Raw genomic sequence first — 17,667 nt, 5'->3', positions numbered from 1 at the left:
TTCATCATGAAATATTCATGAAAGTTCATGGAATTTTCAACAATAGTGGTGAAAGAAATGTGAAAAGTATTATTTTGACAAAATGGCATAAACTAAGCCTCGTTTTATATCGGGAGTAACGTGGCCCTGCTTGGATTGATTCTACACATAATGATGTACAACAGATTGTAATTCGGTCTGGCGAAACAGGCCTTCGTAGGTGAAAAGCGCCTTCGGTGATGATATAATAAACAAGATTTAGCCTTGGAGGAAGCAAAAGCGCTTTCTATGGCTATAAAAAGACAGACAATTACCGGAGGGACAAGAATGGGAAAATTGGTGATTTGTGATCATCCTTTGATTCAGCACAAACTCACATTTATTCGTGATGTGCGGACAAATACGAAAGAGTTCAGAGAGCATGTCGACGAAGTCGCTACACTTATGGCATATGAGATTACGCGGGACATTCCGCTGGAGACCATTAAAGTCCAGACACCTGTTGCAGAAACAGAGAGCAAAGTGATTTCTGGAAGAATGCTGGGTTTGATTCCGATTCTTCGTGCCGGACTGGGGATGCTTGAAGGCGTGCTGAAGCTGCTCCCGGCAGCGAAGGTAGGACATGTTGGTTTGTTCCGTGATCCCGATACACTACAGCCGGTTGAATACTACATCAAGCTTCCTACAGATGTTCAGGAACGCGAACTAATTGTAATTGATCCGATGCTGGCTACTGGCGGCTCTGCTATTGCGGCGATCAGTTCGCTTAAGAAGCGCGGCTGCACTCAGATCAAGATGATGAATTTGATTGCTGCTCCGGAAGGTGTTGCTGCTGTACAAGCTGCCCACCCGGATGTTGATATCTATGTCGCTGCGCTGGATGATCATTTGAATGATCATGGCTATATCGTGCCAGGGCTCGGTGATGCCGGGGACCGTTTGTATGGAACCAAATAAATCCCGGTCAAGCAGTACTATAGACAGACAGAACAAACTAAACATAATACAGCATTTGAAGAGAGGGTAGGGGTTATGTCCAAAATTAAAGTGATGACGATTTTCGGAGTGCGCCCCGAGGCGATCAAAATGGCGCCTTTGGTCCTGGAGCTGGCAAAACATCCCGAACATATTGAATCTGTTGTTTGCGTAACTGCACAGCACCGTGAGCTGCTGGATCAGGTACTAGAGGTATTCAAAATCACTCCTGATTATGATCTGGACGTGATGAAGGACCGCCAGACGCTGAATGAAATTACCATTCGGGTGCTGGAGGGACTGGAGCCGGTGCTTAAGGAGGCCAAACCGGACCTGGTGCTGGTGCATGGGGATACACTCACCACGTTCCTTGCCAGCTATGCTTCTTTCCTGCAGCAAATTCAGGTAGGTCATGTGGAAGCAGGTCTTCGGACCTGGAATAAGCTGTCTCCGTATCCGGAGGAAATGAACCGTCAGCTTACCGGTGTGCTTGCGGATTTACACTTCTCTCCGACGGATTGGTCGGCGGGCAACCTAAGACATGAGAACAAAAAAGAATCAAGTATTTATATCACAGGCAATACTGTAACTGATGTGTTTCAATATACCGTACAGCCGGACTATCGGCATCCTGTACTGGATTTTGCTGCAGGAAAAAGACTTATTTTAATGACGGCGCACCGCAGGGAATCTCAAGGCGAACCGCACCGTCATATTTTCCGTGCTGTCAAAAGAATCGCTGATGAATTTGAAGATGTGGCCATAGTTTATCCTGTGCATCCGAGTCCGGCAGTAAAGGAACCGGCACATGAAATACTCGGCGGACACCCGAGAATCAAGCTGATTGATCCGCTGGATGTCGTTGACCTGCATAACTTTTATCCGCATACCCACCTGATATTGACCGATTCCGGCGGCCTGCAGGAGGAAGCTCCCTCCTTTGGAGTTCCTGTGCTTGTGCTGCGTGATACAACCGAGCGCCCGGAAGGGATCGAAGCCGGAACATTGGAGCTTGTGGGAACGGACGAGGAGAAGGTGTATCAACGGACACATGCTCTGCTGACTGATCAGGATCTGTATCAGTCCATGAGTCGGGCCGCCAACCCGTATGGAGACGGTAAAGCCTCCGAGAGAATTGTCAATGCGATTTTGCACCATTTTAGTGTGGTTAAGGAACGTCCGGAAGAGTTTCACAGAATGTTCACAAAATGAGCTATAAAGCATGAAAACGATATTCTGAATTGACCAAAATCAACATACAGTAAAACTGTACGGTTTATATGGTTTTGGAGAGTTTTGCTGTGATTATTTTCATACTTTCATCCGAAAAAGCCATGATTTGCGCTGGATTGACAAACTCTTGTAACATTCAGTAAAATGAATGGGACTTCTAAGGATGTGTTGAAATGAAGGGCCCTGATAAGCCTCAAGAACCGCATGAACAAACGGGCCGAGCGCTAAAAGCCATGAGTCTTGTCAGTGCTGTCGGGATTGATTTGGCCGCCTTTACTCTGGGCGGTTATTTCTTGGGGGCATGGCTGGACCGCAAGTGGAACAGCTCCGGGCTCGGAGTAGCGCTTGGTGTTATTTTAGGTGTGCTGTGTGGTATAGCGGGTGTCATCTTCATAATTAAAGCTGTCATGGAGGAAAGTGATGGATGATTTATCCAGATACCGCAAGGTATTGGCACTAGCAACACTTTGCTTCGTGGTTCTTTGCGTTCTGGCTGCGGCTTTATTCCCGGACTTCCGGAGTATTGCTCTCGGTATGGCGCTTGGCGGAGCTATTGGCTGCATCAATGTGACCTACCTCGGCTATAAGGTCCGGCAAGTGGCGGATATGATGGCGGGTGAAGGCAAGAGACGCGTAAATCTCGGGTTTTTGACCCGGGCCGCCCTTAGTCTCTTGGGTGTGATGGTGGCCTTTAAAACGCCGCAGTATTTTAACATGATTGCGGTGGCTGGCAGTTTGCTCTTAGCTCCAATTCTTCTTATTATAATAGGGATTGGTTTTTTGCGTAGAGAAAGATAAAGGTTCCAACGGAGAAAGGGGTGAGAAAAAATGCATAAATCACCAATTATTATGCTAGGCGGCTTACATATCGACCTTTCTATCGTGCTGATGCTGTTAGTGACCTGTACCATTTGTTTTGTACTCGGACTATTGGCAACACGCAACTTGTCGGTCGAGAATCCCGGTAAGCTGCAGAATTTCCTGGAATGGGCAGTTGAATTCGTTCAAGGTCTGATTTCCAGCACAATGGATTTGAAAAAGGGCAAGCCCTTTCTCTCACTGGGTCTTGCACTGATCATGTTCCTGTTTGTCGGCAATATGCTCGGACTTCCGTTCGGTATTGTCACAGATTATCATGATGCTCAGCATGCCAAGATCTTCGGCAAGGAAATCGTTTCTGTAACACAGGAGTTGGACAAACTCCATGCCGCTGCTGAAGCTGGGACTTCTTCCGGTTCTCACGAAGAGATTGAGGTAGGCGTAGCCTGGTGGAAATCGCCAACTGCCGATCCTGCTGTAGCAATGGGTCTTGCGCTGATGATTTTCTTGATGTCGCACATTCTGGGTATTACCCGCAATACCAAAAATTACTTCAAACACTATTTCCAGCCTTACCCGTTTTTCCTTCCCATCAATCTAATTGAGCAGGTATCCAAGCTGCTGACACACGGCATGCGTCTTTTCGGTAATATCTTTGCCGGCGAGGTTCTGATATCGGTTATCCTCAAGCTGGGGGCACTCGGCATAGGCGGGTGGATTGCTTCCATACTGGGTCTGATTGTATGGCAAGGCTTCAGTTTGTTTATCGGAACAATCCAGGCTTTCATCTTCGTAATGCTGACCATGGTATACTTCTCGCAAATGCTGGAAACCCATGACGAGCATTAAGCGTAACAACTGTAAGAATTTAAGATTCATGCCAAGGCGGGAGCAAAACTTCAAGTCTGGCTCATTAATACACACTAAAACATATCTTTGAGGAGGATTTACACAATGGGAGTTATGGCTTATTTGGCAGCTGCAATTGCAGTAGGTTTGGGAGCGCTGGGTGCCGGTATCGGTAACGGTCTGATCGTCAGCAAAACAGTAGAAGGTATCGCCCGTCAACCGGAAGCGAAATCCACACTGCAAACTACAATGTTTATCGGGGTCGCACTGGTAGAAGCCCTTCCGATCATCGGTGTAGTACTTGCGTTCATGTTCTACATTGGAGCTTAAGAATTACACATGTTTGGCGGGGAAGGCCACAGCCCTCCGCGCCTTCTTTTTAGGAACGACCCAAGACATGAACGTGCATCGGAAAGGAGTGTCTAGAATTGTCTTTTCAATGGGAATCTCTCGTACTGGCTATCATTGCCTTCGGGATTTTATACTTCTTGCTGAATAAGTACGCTTTCGGGCCGTTGTTCTCCGTTATGGAGAAACGCCGTGAGCTTGTGCTGCAGCAAATGGATGAAGCGGCGAAGACCAGAGAGCAGGCTGTTTCGTATGTTGAAGAACAGAAGCAAGCTCTGCAGCAGGCGCGCCAGGAGGCACAGCAAATTATCCAGCAATCGCAGGCAACCAGCAGCAATCAGGTTGACCGTATTCTGGAACAGGCCAAGGCTGAAGCTGCACGTCTTAAGGATGAGGCTGTCCGCGATATCGATAACGAAAAGAACAAAGCTGTGGAAGCATTGCGCAGCGAGCTCGGAACTGCATCGGTTCGTATTGCATCCAAGCTGCTTGAAAAAGAAGTTAAAGCCGATGGCGAACAGGAACAGCTTGTTGATCAGTACCTCAAAGAGGTAGGAGGCCGATCATGAGCCGCGATACGGTAGTTGCCAAACGCTACGCCAACGCCTTGTATAGTGCAGCGGTGGATAAGGGCATTACGCTTGAAGTGGAAGAACAGCTAAAGACAGTAGTCGAAGTGCTTCATAATGACCAAGAGGTGAAACGGTTTATTCTTGCACCGCGGATCTCGCAGTCCGACAAGCTGAAGGTGCTGCGTACGGCGCTTCAAGATAAGGTCTCTCCAACGGTGATGAACACGGTAGAGCTGCTGGTTGAGCGGGGCAGAACCGATATTTTTGCTGATCTGCTGGAAACGTACATCAAAATAGAAGGAGACGCCCTCGGCATCGGCGATGCAACGGTGTATTCTACTTATCCGCTGAGTCAAGAAGAGCAGGATACAGTAGCTGCAGAGTTCAGCCAGCTTACCAATCGCAAGATTCGTGTTACGAATCTGATTGATAAGAGCCTGTTAGGCGGACTGAAGGTCGTGATCGGCGATACGCTGTATGATGGCAGTCTGTCCGGCAAACTTACGCGTCTTGAGAAATCTTTTAACGATAAGCTAAGAAGATAGGGGTGAGGATATTGGGCATCAGACCTGAAGAGATCAGCACTTTGATCAAAAGTCAAATTGAGCAATATAAAGCCGATATCGAAGTTGCCGAAATTGGCACCGTCATTCAAGTCGGCGACGGTATCGCCCGTGTCTACGGTCTGGAAAACGCGATGGCGGGAGAGCTTCTGGAGTTCTCCAACGGAGTAGTAGGCATGGCGCTCAATCTGGAAGAAAGCAACGTGGGTGTTGTTATTCTGGGTGAGTACAAGGAAATTCGCGAAGGCGATCAAGTAAAACGTACAGGACAAATTATGCAGGTTCCGGTTGGTGAAGCTATGCTGGGCCGTGTAGTGAATGCACTGGGACAGCCGCTAGACGGCAAAGGTCCAATTGCAACCACTGAATTCCGTCCTGTAGAACATAATGCTCCAGGTGTTATCGACCGTAAATCGGTTCATGAACCGATGCAGACCGGTCTTAAAGCTATTGATGCAATGGTGCCAATCGGCCGCGGTCAACGCGAGCTGATCATCGGTGACCGTCAGACCGGTAAGACTGCAATCGCAATTGATGCGATTATCAACCAAAAAGGCAATGGCATGAAATGTATCTATGTTGCCATCGGCCAGAAGCAATCCACAGTAGCACAGGTTGTGGAAACCCTCCGCCGCCACGGTGCGCTGGAATATACAATCGTTGTAACCGCTTCGGCTTCCGAGCCGTCTCCGCTGCTGTATATCGCTCCATACGCAGGCTGCGCAATGGGCGAATACTTCATGTACAAAGGCGAGCATGTTCTTGTCATCTATGATGACCTTTCGAAGCAAGCGTCCGCTTACCGCGAATTGTCCTTGCTGCTCCGCCGTCCACCGGGCCGCGAAGCGTTCCCTGGTGACGTATTCTATCTGCACTCCCGCCTTTTGGAACGTGCAGCTAAGCTTAGCGATGAGCTTGGCGGCGGTTCATTGACCGCATTACCATTTATCGAAACACAGGCCTCCGACGTGTCGGCTTACATTCCTACGAACGTAATCTCGATTACGGACGGCCAGATCTTCCTTGAATCCGACCTGTTCTATTCCGGTCAACGTCCGGCTATCAACGTCGGTATCTCTGTATCCCGTGTCGGTGGTTCCGCGCAGATCAAAGCGATGAAGAAGGTTGCAGGCTCACTCCGTCTGGATCTGGCCCAATACCGCGAACTTCAGGCGTTCTCCCAGTTCGGTTCCGATCTCGATAAATCTACGCAGGCCCGTCTGAACCGTGGTGCGCGTATGATGGAAATTCTGAAACAGGGCGTGAACCAGCCTTTGTCGGTTGAGCATCAGGTTATCAGCTTGTATGCCGCTGTCAAAGGTCACCTGGATGATATTCCTGTTAAAGATGTTAGACGCTTTGAGAAGGAATTCCTGGCGTTTGTGGACAGCAACGCTGCCGGCATCCTCAAATCCATCACGGATACGAAGGATTTGACTGCAGATAATGAAACTGCCCTCAAAGAAGCTATCGAGAAGTTCAAAAAAGGCTTTGCTACCAGCTAAGCTAGGGTAGAACTTAACTATTGCTGCTAACCGGGCTTTGGCTTTGCCAAAGCTCTAGTATATGCTTACGAAGTTAGCTTTGGCTCGGCCAAAGCTCTAAGGTGGTGAAATCATGGCAAGAAGCATGCGTGATATTAAACGTCAAATCAAGAGCGTTCAGAACACCAGACAGATCACCAAGGCTATGGAGATGGTTGCCGCCTCCAAGCTGCGCAAAGCACAGGAGAAGGCGGAAGCTGCGCGTCCTTACTCGGCGAAGCTGAAAGAGGTCGTAGCGAACATTGCTGCCGGTACACAAGGCTTGACCCACCCTATGCTGGTCAGCCGGCCTGTCAAAAAGACCGCTTATCTAATCGTCACCTCGGACAGAGGGCTTGCAGGGGGATATAACGCCAATATTCTTCGTAAATTGACGTTATTGCTGTCAGAGCGCCACAAGTCCAAGGATGAGTATGCTTTGTTTGTAATCGGCCGGAAGGGCCGTGACTTTTTGCGCCGCCGTGAATATCCGATTGTAGAAGAAGTTACCGAGCTGTCCGATACGCCTAAGTTCTCCGACATCAAGTCGATTGCTTACTCGGCAGTGCAGCAGTTTGAGAATGGTGTGTACGACGAGCTTTATATCTGCTACAACCGTTTCGTCAATGCCATCAGCCAGGTGCCGACCATTGACCGTCTGCTGCCTATGGACACAGTAGGAAGTAAAGAGCACGCAGGAGCAACTGCGAGCTACGAGTATGAGCCTTCACCGGAAGGTGTGCTGGGTGTACTGCTTCCGAAATATGCGGAAACTTTGATTTACAGCGCAATTCTGGACGGCAAGGCCAGTGAGCTGGGTGCGAAAATGACAGCGATGGGCAGTGCAACAAAGAACGCGTCGAAAATGATCGGGGAACTTACACTTACGTACAACCGTGCCCGTCAGGCGGCAATTACGCAGGAAATTACCGAGATCGTGGCCGGAGCGAACGCGCAATCTTAAAGTGTAAGTAATGCAACAGCTTTCGAGGAGGGAAATATTAAGATGAACAAAGGACGCGTTGTAAGCATTATGGGTCCGGTTGTTGATATTGAATTTGAACGCGGCCAGCTGCCCGAGATTTTCAACGCTATCAAGATTGTAACCAGCCAGGCAAACGGCCGCACCATTGATTTGACCCTTGAAGTTTCCAATCATCTGGGTGACAATCTGGTACGCTGTATCGCCATGTCTTCCACAGATGGTCTGGTTCGCGGATTGGATGCAATTGACCAAGGCGGACCGATTTCGGTTCCGGTTGGAGCTGCTACACTTGGCCGTGTATTTAACGTGCTGGGCAATCCGATTGATAACGGTGCGGAAGTTGTTGCTGACAAAAATCCGATTCACCGTCTTGCTCCGACTTTTGATGAATTGTCGACACAAGCGGAAATTCTGGAAACAGGGATCAAGGTTATCGACCTGCTCGCTCCATACGCCAAGGGCGGTAAAATCGGCCTCTTCGGCGGTGCCGGCGTAGGTAAGACGGTAACAATCCAGGAACTGATCAACAACATCGCACAGGAGCACGGCGGGATTTCCGTGTTCGCAGGTGTTGGTGAACGGACCCGTGAAGGTAATGACCTGTATCATGAAATGACCGATTCCGGCGTTATCAAGAAGACAGCAATGGTATTCGGACAAATGAATGAGCCGCCGGGCGCACGTCTTCGTGTAGCTCTGACCGGTCTGACCATGGCGGAGTATTTCCGTGATGTGGAAGGCCGCGATACGCTGCTCTTTATTGATAATATATTCCGCTTTACCCAAGCGGGTTCCGAAGTATCCGCGCTTCTCGGCCGCATGCCTTCTGCGGTAGGTTACCAGCCAACGCTGGCAACAGAAATGGGCCAATTGCAAGAGCGTATCACATCCACCAAAAAAGGTTCTGTTACCTCCATTCAGGCCATCTACGTGCCTGCGGATGACTACACTGACCCTGCTCCGGCAACGGCGTTTGCCCACTTGGATGCTACAACCAACCTGGAACGTAAGATCTCCGAGAAAGGTATCTTCCCGGCCGTAGACCCGCTTGCTTCCAGTTCGCGTATCCTGGCTCCGGAAATCGTCGGAGAAGAGCACTACAACGTTGCTCAGGGTGTTAAGCAGCTATTGCAGCGCTATACCGAGCTTCAGGACATCATTGCCATCCTGGGTATGGATGAGCTGAGTGAAGAGGATAAGGTCATTGTGGCCCGTGCCCGTAAGGTTGAACGTTTCCTGTCGCAGCCTTTCCACGTAGCTGAGCAATTCACCGGTTTCAAAGGCAAATACGTGCCAATCAAAGAAACCGTACGCAGCTTCAAAGAAATTCTGGATGGCAAGCATGATGATCTTCCAGAAGCAGCGTTCCTGTTTGTTGGAACAATTGAAGAAGCGGTGGAAAAAGCGAAATCAATGTAATCTCGGATAATGCTTTCGATGCAAGCTTTACTCTGTAAAGCTTTGAGGAGGAATGGAAGTGAATACCTTTCTGTTGGAAATTGTCACGCCGGAGCATCTTGTCTTCTCCAAGCAGGTTAACAGCCTGACTGTACGGGGAGCTGATGGTGACCTGGGTATTTTGCCGGGACACATTCCGCTTGTGACTCCACTTCAGGTTGCTCCGATGTTCGTCAAAGCGGATGGTGCTACAATTACTATCGCTGTTCATGGCGGGTTCGTGGAAGTGCATAAAGACAAGGTAACCGTTCTGGCTGAAAGTGCCGAGCTGCCTACGGATATTGATCTTGAACGCGCCGAAGCAGCGAAGGAACGGGCACAGCGCCGCCTTCAGTCCCGCAGCAAGCAGGATGATATTGATCACCGCCGTGCGGAGCTGGCGCTTCAGCGCGCCGTTACACGGATCAAAGTGTCCACTGGAAAAGGACAACAGTAATATCAATACGGTCAAGCCCATGGCTTGGCCGTTTCTGCTTGAAATATAAGAATTTATATGTTTCACGCTATATACTATCCTTCTATTTCTCGCTGAAACGGATACCGTCCTGTTTAAGGACGGCGTAGCCGTTTCCACTTGTTTGAACTTAAAAGTGGCTATTTTGTAAGTTTCAGATGTTCCATAGCATGAAATGTTTAAAAGTTTGTAAAAGTACTGGATTCTTTTCCCCTGCACAAGTATGATATAAGAGTCGATTTCCGAGTAAGCAATACACGGGGGGCTAACATGAATCAAAGGTTATCCGATGAGTTGTCCAGCACAATCGGCAGCAGCAGTTTAGTTTCGATGGTTGTTTCTTTGCTTTGTGTTGTATTATCTTGGTGGGCACTTCAGAACCTTAAGCTCGATTTGGTCATAAGATATCCCAAGAGCCCTCAAGGAAGGCTGCTGCATTTATTGCTGGCTATTGTCCTGGGCCATTTTGTGGCCGGATTTCTGCTGGATTACCTGGGCTGGAGTGTGCAAATCCGCAACATGTTTTAAAAATGGCCGGATGGTTATAAGTATTGCCGGCTACTTGACGTAGAAAGCTGTCGAATAATAAGGTTTTATAATGTTAACACTTATTAACACATGCATCTTAACTTCGAAAATTAATATCAGAAATAATGGACGCGGAGGGAAACCGTAATGAGCAAATTTATCGTCCGCGGTGGCAACAGATTGACCGGGAGCGTGAAAGTTAGCGGCGCAAAAAATTCCGTACTACCGATCATAGCCGCCTCTCTATTGGCAGAAGAAGGGGTAAGCGTCATTGTGGACGCACCTCCGTTAGACGATGTAATGACAATCAGCAAAGTGCTGGAATCTCTGGGTGCGGGCGTTACATACCAGAACGATATTATCGAGGTAGATGCCAGAAACATCACCTCCTGTGAAGCGCCTTATGAATGGGTGCGGAAAATGCGGGCTTCTTTTTTAGTGATGGGTCCTCTTTTGTCCCGGTTGGGCCGTACGCGTATTTCTTTACCGGGCGGCTGTGCCATCGGCACAAGACCGATTGATCAGCATTTGAAGGGTTTTGAAGCGCTTGGTGCCGAGATCAGTCTTGGCCAGGGCTATATTGAAGCGAAATCAAACGGACGGCTGCGTGGAGCTAAGGTGTATCTGGATGTAGCCAGCGTAGGTGCGACCGAAAATATAATGATGGCGGCGGCACTCGCCGAAGGCGTGACTTTGATTGAGAATGCGGCTAAAGAGCCGGAGATTGTTGATTTGGCCAATTACCTGAACGGTATGGGCGCAGTCGTGCGCGGTGCGGGAACCGGAGTTATTCGCATCGAAGGCGTTGAACGTCTGCATGGGGTAAGACACAATGTCATTCCTGACCGGATCGAAGCGGGCACATATATGGCGGCTGCAGCGATCACTGGCGGCGATGTCTATGTGGAAGGCGCAATCGCCGATCACCTCGGACCTGTTATTGCGAAGATGGAGGAAATGGGCGTTACGATCATTCCTGATGAGAACGGTGTCCGTGTAATCAGCGACAAGCCGCTGAAGGCTGTAGATTTGAAGACTCTGCCGTATCCCGGCTTCCCTACCGACATGCAATCGCAAATGATGGCTCTATTGCTTCGTTCCGAAGGCACTAGTGTAGTAACGGAGACGGTGTTCGAGAACCGGTTCATGCATGTGGATGAATTCCATAATATGAACGCCGAGATTAAGATTGAAGGCCGTTCCGCTATTGTGACCGGTAATGCTCAGCTAGTCGGCGCCAAAGTGTGCGCTACAGACCTGCGTGCGGGCGCTGCGCTTATTTTGGCAGGCCTTGTTGCCGAAGGCACTACGGAAGTTAGCGGAACCCATCATATTGACCGTGGTTACGTGCATTTGGCCGAGAAGCTGTCAGGACTTGGTGCGGACATATGGCGGATTTCCATGGAAGACTCGGAATCTGCTGCTCCGGCTGCGAAGGAAGAAACCCTCAAACCGGAAGCTGCCAGAATTGAATCCCATAAAAGCGAAGAGATTAAGTCTCGCTTTCAGATTCAGCCAACCTGGGTATAATCGCAAATTATCTGAAGAGACCGGACCGCGTATTGCGGCTCGGTCTCTTTTTCAATAACTCTCTTTCTCTCAGAATAGCGTTCTAGCAGTTGCCGGAAATTCATATCTATAAGAATCACCGATGACAACTGGAAGGAGCTTAAGAGATGAAAGAGTTTCGCTATCTGCTGCGGCGTATCATGAACCCGCGACGCCGCGCTGTGCGCGCGCGGCGCGTTTCGCCCCGGCTAAGGCGGCTTGCACCCGCCGCCTGGCTCGCAGCGCCCCTCCTGGCGGGGCTGCTGCTGCCGCTGCTGGTTGTCCCGCTGCGCGGGGGACAACCGGCGCCCCCGGCCGTGCCGCAGGCCACGGCCTCCCCGGCGCCGCCGGGAACGGCTGCGGAGGACGCCCCGCAGCCGAAGGTCTCCGTCTATTTGTCGCATAGCGGACAAATAGAGACGCTGCCGCTCGAGGACTACGTCAGCGGCGTGGTGGCGGCCGAGATGCCGGCTGACTTTGAGCTCGAAGCGCTCAAAGCCCAGGCCGTTGCGGCCCGCACCTTTATTGTCCGCCGCCTGCTGGCGGGCGACAGAAGCGGCGTGCCCGTTCCGGGCGCGGATGTGACGGATACGGTAAGCCACCAGGCTTACATATCCAAGGCCACGCTGGAACGGGACTGGAAGCGCGGCGGCAAGCACGCCGGGCTGGACAAACTCCGCCGCGCGGTCCTGGAGACGCGCGGTGTCATCATGACCTATCGGGGCCAGCCGATCACGGCTTCCTTTTTCGCCTCAAGCGGAGGGTATACAGAGAATTCGGAAGACTACTGGAATGCGGCTGTGCCTTATCTGCGCAGCGTTGCCAGCCCGTGGGATAAGGAGATTACGCCTAATCTGGCGGTGACATATACATTCACGACCTCGGAACTGATGAAGAAGCTGGGGCTTGCAGACACAGCCCTCCCCGTTTCGAGAGATCTGGCAGCCTCTTCCTTAGTGAAGCCGGTCTCTTCCTCTTCAGGCCTGCCTGGCGAGGTGTTGTCTCTCACAGCCGGACACCGGGTCAAGGAAATCTCCATCGGAGGCACCGTCTTTACGGGACGGGAGGTACGCGAGAAGCTGGGGCTTCGCTCCAGCCAGTTCACCTGGAAGCGGCAGGGCGGCAAAGTTCTGATTACCACCTACGGCAACGGGCATGGGGTTGGCATGAGCCAGTGGGGAGCCAACGGCATGGCCAAGGAGGGAAGGACCGCTACACAAATTCTCAAACACTATTACAGCGGCATCTCTTTTAACCAAGTCTCAACTCTTCTGAAAAAATAACTTGCAAGATACGTATAAAAGCGAAGCGCCCGGTAACACTGGTTACTGAGGTGATAAGCATATGAATGAACAAGACAAAAACAAAACAACCCATGATGAATCTCTCAAAAATAAGCAGGGAGATTCAGGCGCAAAGCCTTCTTCATGGAACAGAATGTTATCCAAACGCTGGGTATTCCCGGCAGTCTACACGGCGGCAGCGGCAATTATACTAACCTTGGTGTGGGTCTATCAGGACGCCGGCCAGAAGCCGCTGAAGCAAGACACCGCCGCCGTCGTATCACAGGACTCCGCAGGCTCCGGCAATGAAGCCGGTACAGCCAAGGATGACCCTGCGGCACTCGAAGTGGTGGCTTCGGCAGAAAGCATGGCCTGGCCTGTAGCAAATCCAGGTGAAGTAGAAGTGGTTAAGCCGTTCTATGATGAGAAAGGGACCGAAGAGAATCATGTGGCAGCTATGGTGCAGTATAATGACACCTTCGTGCCGAATGCCGGTATCGACATCGCCCGTGAGGATAATCAGTCGTTTGACGTCAAGGCTGCGCTCAGCGGCAAAGTTACCAGAGTTGAGGATGTTGCAGTGTTCGGCAAGGTTGTAGAGGTCACAAGCCCTGGCAATCTGAAGACTGTGTACCAAAGTCTCGGCGACACCAAAGTCAAGCAAAATGATGAAGTGAAGCAAGGCGACTTGCTGGCAACCGCCGGCCGCAGTGAAATTGAGAAAAATCTTGGCAATCATGTGCACTTTGAAGTGTACGAGGATGGCAAGGTAGTCAATCCTTCGGATTTGCTGCCGAAGCGTTAAGATTAACTTTTATTGGGAGGCTGTACAGCCTCCTTTTTTTGTTCAAATATAAGAGAGCATCAGTTTCCTCCTTTTCCCACAGAAGGCTTGTTCACGGTTGTCCACTAAATAAAATGAGCCTTTCGAAGCTTGTCACGTCCTGAAAGCGCGAATATATAGGCCCGCCCCTCATATAATGTACCAAACTATCCACAGTTGGGAGGCGGGAGCGTGCACGATTACATCAAGGAACGTACGATCAAAATCGGACGCTGCATCGTGGAAACCAGGCACACGGTCCGGACCATAGCCAAAGAATTTGGCGTTTCAAAGAGCACGGTGCATAAGGATTTAACCGAGCGTTTGCCGGAGATCAACCCTGATCTGGCTGATCAGGTGAAGCACATTCTTGAATATCACAAGTCAATCCGTCATCTTCGGGGGGGAGAAGCTACAAAAATTAAATATAAGAAAACGACGGGAAAAAAGCGTGAGGTGGCCGTAGCGTCAAAGCCATGAGATTTTCGGAAATTTAAGGAATAATTCAGGTTTATTACATTGTATAATTCCCCTAAAGTATGGTATTTTTAAATTTGGGACTAACTAACTATTTTTCTCATCCAAGAAGAATTTTCTTATATTTTAAAATAACACTTTGGGGGCTCTTTCATTATGCTTAGCAAGGATATCGGAATTGATCTTGGCACGGCCAATGTGCTCATTCATGTCAAGGGAAGGGGAGTCGTTCTGGATGAACCTTCCGTGGTCACGCTTGAAAGTGATACGAAGAAGGTCCTTGCGGTAGGTGAGCAGGCGCGCCGCATGGTTGGACGCACGCCGGGAAATATTACTACAATCCGTCCTCTCCGGGATGGAGTTATAGCTGATTTTGCAATTACGGAAACGATGCTGAAGTATTTTATTGACAGTGTTGGCGGACGTACCTGGTACGCAAGGCCCCGCATTCTGATCTGTGCCCCCACGAATATAACTTCCGTTGAACAGAAATCAATCCGGGAAGCGGCTGAACGCAGCGGGGCTAAGGAAGTCTTTATGGAAGAAGAACCCAAAGCCGCAGCAATCGGCGCGGGTATGGACATTTATCAGCCGAGTGGAAATATGGTCGTCGATATTGGCGGCGGAACGACGGATGTAGCCGTGCTCTCCATGGGCGACGTCGTTACCGCCTCCTCGATCAAAGTCGCAGGGGACAAGTTCGACGAGGCCATTTTAAGATATATTAAACAGAAATATAAGCTGTTAATCGGTGAACGTACAGCAGAGGACATTAAAGTTACGATCGGCTCCGTCCGTCCAGGCGGCATGAAAGCCGAAATGGATATTCGCGGGCGTGATATGGTTAGCGGACTTCCCCAGACGCTGAGCATTTCTTCTGCCGAAGTGAAGGAAGCGCTGTGGGACCCGGTTTCCTCCATCGTTGCTGCCGCCAAATCGGTGCTGGAGCGCACACCGCCGGAGCTGTCGGCGGACATTATTGACCGCGGGGTTGTTTTGACCGGCGGTGGGGCACTACTGAACGGGCTGGACGAGCTGCTCTCCGAACAACTGCATGTTCCGGTCTGGGTCGCAGAGGACCCGATGCACTGTGTCGTCAAGGGAACGGGAATAATGCTGGATCATTTGGACAAAGTCGTTAAGAAAAAGTTCTAGGCTGCCGATAATATAAGATAATAGCAGAATCAGGAAGGGGAATTGCCCTCATGCTTAGAGGATTATATACGGCGGCTGCCGGAATGGTTACACAGCAGCGCAGACATGATACGGCGACACAGAACATTGCAAATTTGAAAACAACGGGGTACAAGCAGGTTGACAGCGTCAGCCATGCATTTCCCGATGTGCTCATCTCCGCCATGAGCAATGGCACCATCAAGCCTGTTGGCCACCTGAATACAGGGGTATTTGCCGAACAGTCCATCTCTCAGTATTTGCAAGGAGATATTATCGAAAGCGGCAAGACCACTGATTTCGCACTCTCAACAGACCTGCAGGTCGCAGATCCGGCAACTGGCCGGAATATTGTTTTTGACGGCTCTGGCAAATATGTAACTCCTGAAGGCGAAGTTATTTACCGTCCTCAGGCCTTCTTTACGGTTCAGGATAACGACGGGAACAATTTATACACTCGGAACGGCAGCTTCACTGTGAGCCCGAATGGAGAGGTGCTTAGTGCAGGCGGCTTCAAGGTTCTGGACAGCAACGGCAGACCTCTGGTCTTGACAGGATCGCAGGACAACCTTAAAGTGGACGAACAGGGCAATCTGATTGATCCGCAGACCGGTCGCCCCTCAGGGACAAAGATTGGTGTCAGCGTGATTACAAAACCGCAGGAGCTGATACGTGACGGGAACGGCGTCTTCCATGCCGATGATGTCCAGGCTGCGGGTATCCGCTACTCTAACGCAACGGATAACCTGCAGGTGCGCCAGCGTTTTCTGGAAAGCTCCAACGTTGATGTCACGCAGGTAACTGTGGATTTGAATGCAGCATACCGGGCGTATGAAGCGAATCAAAAAGTGATTCAGTTCTATGACAGTACTTTGCAGAAGACTGTTAATGAAGTCGGAAGAGTATAGGACAGGAGGAGTAACCCGTGAATAACTCAGCAATCGGTGCAGCCGTCTCAATGTCCAGCCTCCAGCAGCGTTTGGATATTATCGCTGATAATATCGCCAATATGGATACAAGCGGCTATAAGAGAAAGGAAGGCTCCTTCGAGGATGCGCTAACCCGTGTTCAGCAGCAGTCCAAGGAATATGATCAGCCTGGCCGGAGCATGCCGCTCGGTTTTAATATGGGCTTTGGTGTTCGTGTGTCCAAGGTTACCAACGATTGGGAGCAAGGCACGCTTAAGGAAACAGGCAACCCAACGGATCTGGCCATTCAGGGCAATGGATTGTTTGGGGTTCAGGTGAACGGAGCTACTGCCTATACACGGCAAGGGGACTTTCACTTTGTTCCAGATACTAACATCCCTAACACTATGATGCTGGTGGACTACTCAGGCAATCCTGTGCTGAATACGCAGGGCAATCCCGTGACGGTACCGAATAATGTAAGTGCCGCGATTGATGAACGGGGCCGGGTACTGACCAAGACGAGTGAGAATGCGCCGGTCCGGGTAGCAGGCACCCTAATGATTGTAGAGCCAACCAGCAAGAGTACTTTGCAGGCTGTAGATGGTAATTTTTATGTGCTTCCTGAGGGAGTCACGGCTCAGCAGGCCTTTGTGCAAAGAGCGGCGGGTACGGCTTCGAATATAGGTGTGCGTTCCGGATACCTGGAGCGGTCCAACGTGGATTTAGGCAGTGAAATAACGGAAATGCTGCAGCTTCAGCGCAACTACCAGCTCGTCGCCCGGGCGCTTTCCTCCAGTGATCAGATGCTTGGCCTGGCTAATAACTTGCGCGGGTAGGTGAAGGAATGGTTCGTCAGAACAGCAACAAACCGGAAGAAGAACAGCAGCAGCCTGTAAGGCGCCGCGGAATCGCCAAATGGACCATTGTTCAGTGGTTTCTGATTCCTTTGCTGCTTGTTGCTGCGCTATCAAGCGGCCTCGTGGTCGGTTATGTAGTATTGGGCAAAAAAGAATTCAGTGATGTGCTTGAGTGGAGTACCTGGAAGCATGTCTACGATTTGGTGTTTTCACCATAATATGCAGTAAGTTCATTAACTCCCTTGTTGTACAGGGGAGTTTTCTTTTTTATACTGGAAAATGTATAATGATGGAGGCCCCTGAGAGCAA

21 protein-coding genes are annotated in these 17,667 nt (G+C 50.2%); all 21 read left to right on the top strand.

Going from position 1 to position 17,667, the window contains the following annotated elements:
• Positions 1-306 precede the first annotated feature (306 nt).
• The 21 genes from upp (at position 307) to AC0LWN_RS21050 (ending at position 17,576) form a co-directional block, all read left to right on the top strand.
• Entirely contained in the window at positions 307-936 is a 630-nt protein-coding gene (gene upp / locus AC0LWN_RS21150) for a uracil phosphoribosyltransferase (RefSeq protein ID WP_019914994.1), read from the top strand.
• A 75-nt stretch (positions 937-1,011) separates the two neighbouring features.
• Entirely contained in the window at positions 1,012-2,166 is a 1,155-nt protein-coding gene (gene wecB, locus AC0LWN_RS21145; RefSeq protein WP_474668766.1) for a non-hydrolyzing UDP-N-acetylglucosamine 2-epimerase, read from the top strand.
• 194 nt (positions 2,167-2,360) lie between these two features.
• Entirely contained in the window at positions 2,361-2,615 is a 255-nt protein-coding gene (locus AC0LWN_RS21140; RefSeq protein WP_474668764.1) for an AtpZ/AtpI family protein, read from the top strand.
• On the top strand, positions 2,608-2,985 hold the full coding sequence (locus tag AC0LWN_RS21135) for an ATP synthase subunit I (protein ID WP_474668762.1): 378 nt from the start codon (positions 2,608-2,610) through the stop codon (positions 2,983-2,985). Before AC0LWN_RS21140 ends, AC0LWN_RS21135 begins: the two co-directional genes overlap by 8 nt.
• Positions 2,986-3,015: 30 nt before the next feature.
• Positions 3,016-3,855, top strand: a complete 840-nt coding sequence (gene atpB, locus AC0LWN_RS21130) for a F0F1 ATP synthase subunit A (protein ID WP_474668760.1) — start codon at positions 3,016-3,018, stop codon at positions 3,853-3,855.
• A gap of 105 nt (positions 3,856-3,960) precedes the next feature.
• Positions 3,961-4,185, top strand: a complete 225-nt coding sequence (gene atpE / locus AC0LWN_RS21125; RefSeq protein WP_019914999.1) for a F0F1 ATP synthase subunit C — start codon at positions 3,961-3,963, stop codon at positions 4,183-4,185.
• Positions 4,186-4,283: 98 nt separating this feature from the next.
• Positions 4,284-4,772 carry a F0F1 ATP synthase subunit B gene (atpF, locus tag AC0LWN_RS21120; RefSeq protein ID WP_458965994.1) on the top strand — a complete coding sequence of 163 codons (489 nt, stop codon included), beginning with the start codon at positions 4,284-4,286 and terminating at the stop codon, positions 4,770-4,772.
• Entirely contained in the window at positions 4,769-5,320 is a 552-nt protein-coding gene (locus AC0LWN_RS21115) for a F0F1 ATP synthase subunit delta (RefSeq protein WP_474668758.1), read from the top strand. Before atpF ends, AC0LWN_RS21115 begins: the two co-directional genes overlap by 4 nt.
• Before the next feature lie 11 nt (positions 5,321-5,331).
• Entirely contained in the window at positions 5,332-6,843 is a 1,512-nt protein-coding gene (gene atpA / locus AC0LWN_RS21110) for a F0F1 ATP synthase subunit alpha (RefSeq protein WP_458965996.1), read from the top strand.
• A gap of 112 nt (positions 6,844-6,955) precedes the next feature.
• Positions 6,956-7,825 carry an ATP synthase F1 subunit gamma gene (atpG, locus tag AC0LWN_RS21105; RefSeq protein ID WP_474668756.1) on the top strand — a complete coding sequence of 290 codons (870 nt, stop codon included), beginning with the start codon at positions 6,956-6,958 and terminating at the stop codon, positions 7,823-7,825.
• A 42-nt stretch (positions 7,826-7,867) separates the two neighbouring features.
• Positions 7,868-9,265, top strand: a complete 1,398-nt coding sequence (gene atpD / locus AC0LWN_RS21100) for a F0F1 ATP synthase subunit beta (protein ID WP_474668754.1) — start codon at positions 7,868-7,870, stop codon at positions 9,263-9,265.
• Positions 9,266-9,323: 58 nt separating this feature from the next.
• Positions 9,324-9,740, top strand: a complete 417-nt coding sequence (locus tag AC0LWN_RS21095; protein WP_458965999.1) for a F0F1 ATP synthase subunit epsilon — start codon at positions 9,324-9,326, stop codon at positions 9,738-9,740.
• A 288-nt stretch (positions 9,741-10,028) separates the two neighbouring features.
• Positions 10,029-10,286: a DUF1146 family protein gene (locus AC0LWN_RS21090; RefSeq protein WP_019915025.1), complete on the top strand. Its 258-nt coding sequence runs from the start codon at positions 10,029-10,031 to the stop codon at positions 10,284-10,286.
• 147 nt (positions 10,287-10,433) lie between these two features.
• A complete protein-coding gene (gene murA / locus AC0LWN_RS21085) occupies positions 10,434-11,816 on the top strand; it encodes a UDP-N-acetylglucosamine 1-carboxyvinyltransferase (RefSeq protein ID WP_458966000.1) in 1,383 nt (460 codons plus the stop codon).
• Positions 11,817-11,962: 146 nt separating this feature from the next.
• The gene (gene spoIID / locus AC0LWN_RS21080) at positions 11,963-13,117 is read left to right on the top strand and encodes a stage II sporulation protein D (RefSeq protein ID WP_474668752.1); all 1,155 of its coding nucleotides are present in this window, start codon (positions 11,963-11,965) and stop codon (positions 13,115-13,117) included.
• A gap of 61 nt (positions 13,118-13,178) precedes the next feature.
• A complete protein-coding gene (locus tag AC0LWN_RS21075) occupies positions 13,179-13,922 on the top strand; it encodes a peptidoglycan DD-metalloendopeptidase family protein (RefSeq protein WP_474668750.1) in 744 nt (247 codons plus the stop codon).
• Between the two features lie 210 nt (positions 13,923-14,132).
• Positions 14,133-14,420, top strand: a complete 288-nt coding sequence (spoIIID, locus tag AC0LWN_RS21070) for a sporulation transcriptional regulator SpoIIID (protein ID WP_019915029.1) — start codon at positions 14,133-14,135, stop codon at positions 14,418-14,420.
• Positions 14,421-14,573: 153 nt separating this feature from the next.
• Positions 14,574-15,572: a rod shape-determining protein gene (gene mreB / locus AC0LWN_RS21065; RefSeq protein ID WP_019915030.1), complete on the top strand. Its 999-nt coding sequence runs from the start codon at positions 14,574-14,576 to the stop codon at positions 15,570-15,572.
• Positions 15,573-15,622: 50 nt separating this feature from the next.
• A complete protein-coding gene (locus AC0LWN_RS21060; RefSeq protein ID WP_474668748.1) occupies positions 15,623-16,498 on the top strand; it encodes a flagellar hook-basal body protein in 876 nt (291 codons plus the stop codon).
• 17 nt (positions 16,499-16,515) lie between these two features.
• The gene (locus AC0LWN_RS21055; RefSeq protein WP_474668746.1) at positions 16,516-17,337 is read left to right on the top strand and encodes a flagellar hook-basal body protein; all 822 of its coding nucleotides are present in this window, start codon (positions 16,516-16,518) and stop codon (positions 17,335-17,337) included.
• Positions 17,338-17,345: 8 nt separating this feature from the next.
• Positions 17,346-17,576 carry a DNA-directed RNA polymerase subunit beta gene (locus AC0LWN_RS21050; protein ID WP_458966005.1) on the top strand — a complete coding sequence of 77 codons (231 nt, stop codon included), beginning with the start codon at positions 17,346-17,348 and terminating at the stop codon, positions 17,574-17,576.
• Positions 17,577-17,667: the final 91 nt, after the last annotated feature.

It is taken from the genome of Paenibacillus sp. sgz302115 (assembly GCF_056120445.1).
Note: the sequence above shows the minus strand (reverse complement) of the source record. Positions and strands in the feature narration are given on the sequence as shown.

Bases quoted from the DNA above. Each gene is read 5' to 3' on its own strand.
- upp (WP_019914994.1), top strand. From the start codon at position 307: ATGGGAAAATTGGTGATTTGTGATCATCCTTTGATTCAGCACAAACTC.
- wecB (WP_474668766.1), top strand. From the start codon at position 1,012: ATGTCCAAAATTAAAGTGATGACGATTTTCGGAGTGCGCCCCGAGGCG.
- AC0LWN_RS21140 (WP_474668764.1), top strand. From the start codon at position 2,361: ATGAAGGGCCCTGATAAGCCTCAAGAACCGCATGAACAAACGGGCCGA.
- AC0LWN_RS21135 (WP_474668762.1), top strand. From the start codon at position 2,608: ATGGATGATTTATCCAGATACCGCAAGGTATTGGCACTAGCAACACTT.
- atpB (WP_474668760.1), top strand. From the start codon at position 3,016: ATGCATAAATCACCAATTATTATGCTAGGCGGCTTACATATCGACCTT.
- atpE (WP_019914999.1), top strand. From the start codon at position 3,961: ATGGGAGTTATGGCTTATTTGGCAGCTGCAATTGCAGTAGGTTTGGGA.
- AC0LWN_RS21115 (WP_474668758.1), top strand. From the start codon at position 4,769: ATGAGCCGCGATACGGTAGTTGCCAAACGCTACGCCAACGCCTTGTAT.
- atpG (WP_474668756.1), top strand. From the start codon at position 6,956: ATGGCAAGAAGCATGCGTGATATTAAACGTCAAATCAAGAGCGTTCAG.
- atpD (WP_474668754.1), top strand. From the start codon at position 7,868: ATGAACAAAGGACGCGTTGTAAGCATTATGGGTCCGGTTGTTGATATT.
- AC0LWN_RS21090 (WP_019915025.1), top strand. From the start codon at position 10,029: ATGAATCAAAGGTTATCCGATGAGTTGTCCAGCACAATCGGCAGCAGC.
- murA (WP_458966000.1), top strand. From the start codon at position 10,434: ATGAGCAAATTTATCGTCCGCGGTGGCAACAGATTGACCGGGAGCGTG.
- spoIID (WP_474668752.1), top strand. From the start codon at position 11,963: ATGAAAGAGTTTCGCTATCTGCTGCGGCGTATCATGAACCCGCGACGC.
- AC0LWN_RS21075 (WP_474668750.1), top strand. From the start codon at position 13,179: ATGAATGAACAAGACAAAAACAAAACAACCCATGATGAATCTCTCAAA.
- mreB (WP_019915030.1), top strand. From the start codon at position 14,574: ATGCTTAGCAAGGATATCGGAATTGATCTTGGCACGGCCAATGTGCTC.
- AC0LWN_RS21060 (WP_474668748.1), top strand. From the start codon at position 15,623: ATGCTTAGAGGATTATATACGGCGGCTGCCGGAATGGTTACACAGCAG.
- AC0LWN_RS21050 (WP_458966005.1), top strand. From the start codon at position 17,346: ATGGTTCGTCAGAACAGCAACAAACCGGAAGAAGAACAGCAGCAGCCT.